This window comes from Nocardia sp. NPDC055053, from assembly GCF_053608285.1.
In genome coordinates this window covers 1-3,548 of sequence record NZ_JBSGVD010000083.1, presented here as the reverse complement: position 1 = coordinate 3,548, position 3,548 = coordinate 1, and the positions used below count along the sequence as shown (strand labels likewise).

The following is a 3,548-nucleotide window of genomic DNA, read 5'->3' as shown; positions in this document are numbered from 1 at the left end:
GGGGGCCGCCCCGCCGCGCGGGTTCGCGGCCGACCCGCCGTGCTGGCCCGGTTGCGTAGGCGACGAAGGAGCAAGCAACGGTGCCTGACCGGCGGGACACAAGGGGCCGCGAACTCGAGCGCGCCCGGCGCTCCGAAGGCTCTGCCATGATGGACCGCGATGTCTGAACAGCAGAGTGAACCAGCCAAGGGACGGGCGCAGCGCCGTGCCGCCGATTCGCTGCACCTGTCCGCGAACAAACTGCGGTGGGGGCTGCTGATCGGCGCGCTTGGCGCGGTGATCGCGGCGATGGTCACCATGGTGGTCACCGGGTTCGAGAGCGACACGGGCCTGGAGGCGCATCAGCCCGGGTCGGCGCCGGTGGTCAGGGACAAGGAGTTCAGCAGCGCGAACGAGGGCGACTGCCTGAGCTGGACCAAGGCCGACCGCAGCGATCTGGTGAAGGTGAACTGCGAGGACAAGCACCTGTTCGAGGTGGCCGGGGTCGTCGATCTCGGTGCCTACCCCGGTCGCGAGTTCGCGGGCGGCACCAGGCACCCCGACTCGCTCCGGATGACCGAGCTCAGGGACGAGCACTGCGTTCCGGCGGTGCAGCGGTACCTGGGCGGGCGCTTCGATCCGCGCGGGCGGTACATGGTCAACGTGATGTCGCCGAGCCCGGCGGGCTGGCAGCACGGCGACCGGACGCTGCGCTGCGGATTGCAGGTGGCTGGCACCTCGGCGAGCCCGGCCGCGACGGGCGGCATCGTGGGTCAGGACCAGTCGAAGGTGCACGCGACCGGCACCTGCCTCGGCATCAACCAGAACCTGCCGACCGATCCGGTCGACTGCGCGCAGCCGCACTCGGTCGAGATCGTCGGCACCGTCGACCTGGCGGCCAACTTCTCCGGCGGGCCGCCGTCGGAAGCCGATCAGGACAAGTACGTCGAGGCCGAATGCAACCGGCTCTCCACCGACTATCTCGGCAGCCCGGACGCCATTCGGAACAAGACGCTGACGCTGTTCTTCGACTATCTGGAACCGACCAGTTGGCTTGCCGGCAGTCACAAACTGGATTGCTGGCTCGGAAAGGGCGCCGACAGTGAGGGTTTCGCGCCGATCGTCGGTTCGGCGCGCGGCGAGATCCTGATCGACGGGCAGGCACCGGTGCCGCCGCCGAACACCGGCCGCTCCACCCCGGCGCCGCTGCCGGGCGCCGCACCGCTGCCGCCGCAGCCGAAGCCGCGGTGACCGGGCCTGCCAGCATGTCGCCGGCGCGGTTCGAGGAGCTGGTCGGCGACGCGCTCGACCTGATCCCGCCCGAGCTGGCCGGGGCCATCGACAATGTCGTCGTGCTGGTCGAGGCGAGGAACGACGAGGAACCCTCGCTGCTCGGGCTGTATCACGGGATCGCGCTGACCGATCGCGACAGCTACTACGCCGGTTCGCTTCCGGATACCGTGACCATCTATCGAGAGGCTATTCTCGACATCTGCAACACCGACGACGAGGTGGTCGAGGAAGTAGCGATCACCGTGATCCATGAAATAGCACACTATTTCGGGATTGACGACGACCGGTTGCATGAGTTGGGATGGGGCTAGCGAAAAATGGGTGGGGAATCGATGGAACCGAACGACCCGCTCTCGCGTCCTATCACTCGTAGGGGGAATTCTCGTGGTTCCCGTTAGTCGCCACCAGAAGGAGTCGGGTCATGGTCGGACACGTTCTCGTCACACCTGAAATCGTCCTCGCCGCAGCCGCCGAGCTGGATCTGCTCGCCGAGCGGCTCGCCGTGGCCGCAGGCCTGGCCGGACCAACCACGCACGTGCTCCCCTCGGGAGCCGAAGAGGTGTCGCTGCTCGCGGCGTCGCACTTCAACCGGGCAGCCGCCACGCACGACAGCTCTGTCGCCCAGGGCATCCTCGAACTGCACCACGCGGCCGCGACCCTGCGCTCGCAGCTGGTCACCAACATCGGCGAGGACATCGCCCAGGGCGCGGCGATCACCGCGATCCAGATCTAGTCGTACCCGATCCGTCGACGATCATTCATTCAGGGGAGAAACAAGCATGACCGCAGGGATCACCGGGGTCTTCTGGTTGCCGCGCATGGCAGAAGTCAACTCGACCACGCTCAACGCGGGCGCACACGCGATTCCGATCTCGGCCGCGGCCACGTCGTGGGGCACGCTGGCCGCCGCCTGGGGCGATGCCACCTTCACCGTGACGCGCGTGATCGCCGAGGTCGGTGTCGGCTTGCAGGGCATCAACGGCCTCGCCGTGCTCGCCAAGCTCGCGCCCTTCGGCGCCTGGGCGGGCCAGCAGGGCATCATGGCCGCGGCGATGAGCGCCAAGGCCACGGCCAACGCCACCGCCTACACCGTTGCCTCGCTCGCGATGCCGAGCCTGCCCGAGATCGCCGCGACCAACACCGCGGTCGCCGCGTCGGCCAACCCGCCCGGTGTCGTCTCCGGCGCGTTCGAGGCCGCCGAGGTCGTTCGCCACGCCATGGACATCCGCGCCGCGCTGGTGATGGAGACCTACGAGGCCGCCACCACGGCCACCGTCACCACCCCCGGCGAGTTCTCGATGCCGCCGACGATCGCCAGCGGTGCTGGCACCGCGGCCCAGGGCGATTTCGGTGGTGACCCGGTGGCCACCGCGGTCGCCGCGGCCCAGGCCTTCGTCACCAACCCCGGTGTCGTCAGCGCGGCCACCCAGGCGGCCAATGTCGCCGGTGGTGTCGTCAGCAGCGGTGTCGGCACGGTCGGCAACCTCGGCGCCTCCGCCATCTCGGCCGCCACCACGGCGACCATGCCCGCGGCCGCCACCGCCGCGGTTCCCGCCATGGCCGGCGTCGGCGCTGCCGGTGCCGCGGCGGGCGTCGCCACCTCGGCGGCCGGTCTCGGCGGTGTCTCGCTCGCCCCTGGCCAGCTCAAGATGCCCGAGGGCTGGGGCGCTCCGGCGGCCAGCGCGCCCGCGGCCGCTCCGGTCGGCGAGTCGGTCGTGTCCCGCGTCGACAGCGCGCCCGTGCGCAACACCGGCACCGGGGCCAACCCGCTGCTCGGCAACCGGACCAACGGCGAGGACGACGACGAGCACGACGCCATCGACTACGGCCAGTCGAACGAGGCCTTCACCGACGGCCGCTACACCGCCGAAGGCGTGATCGGCGCCGACCTCGCCGGAACGGCCAAGTGACGGTTCTCGGCGGGGGCAGCGGGGGATCACTGCTCGAGGCCGTCGTGCTCTCGCTCGACGACATGCAGTTCCTCCTGGAGAAGCTGCAGTTCGACGAGATGCCGGTGGTGCTCGACGCCATGGGCCGCTACGACCACCTCGCGGCGCACGACGCGGCCATGAAGGCCGCCGAGGCCGCCCTCACCGAACGCGAACTGCTGTTCGGTGAGGTGGTGGCGCCCGAGCTGGCCGAGCGCCTGCGGGTGCTCTACCGGCCGCAGTGGATCATCGCGCTGCGGTGGGTGGTCCAGGGCCACGTGAACCGGTTCTGTCTGGCGCAGGGCGACGACCGCGCGGTCGTCGCCCTGCGCGGGCCGGAGTCCTACG

The 3,548-nt window shown here is 70.2% G+C and carries 5 protein-coding genes; all 5 read left to right on the top strand.

What is annotated here, in order from left to right:
• Positions 1-159: 159 nt before the first annotated feature.
• Positions 160-1,230, top strand: coding sequence for a septum formation family protein (locus ACWF82_RS34335; protein ID WP_452507722.1), 1,071 nt, complete (start codon positions 160-162; stop codon positions 1,228-1,230).
• A gap of 14 nt (positions 1,231-1,244) precedes the next feature.
• On the top strand, positions 1,245-1,583 hold the full coding sequence (locus tag ACWF82_RS34330) for a metallopeptidase family protein (protein WP_452507723.1): 339 nt from the start codon (positions 1,245-1,247) through the stop codon (positions 1,581-1,583).
• Between the two features lie 110 nt (positions 1,584-1,693).
• A complete protein-coding gene (locus tag ACWF82_RS34325; RefSeq protein WP_218717458.1) occupies positions 1,694-2,005 on the top strand; it encodes a PE family protein in 312 nt (103 codons plus the stop codon).
• Between the two features lie 46 nt (positions 2,006-2,051).
• Complete coding sequence (locus ACWF82_RS34320) at positions 2,052-3,182, top strand: PPE family protein (RefSeq protein WP_452507721.1); 1,131 nt, start codon at positions 2,052-2,054, stop codon at positions 3,180-3,182.
• Positions 3,179-3,548: ESX secretion-associated protein EspG (locus tag ACWF82_RS34315; protein WP_452507720.1), on the top strand; the 370-nt coding region annotated here is incomplete at its 3' end. The genes ACWF82_RS34320 and ACWF82_RS34315, both read left to right, overlap by 4 nt.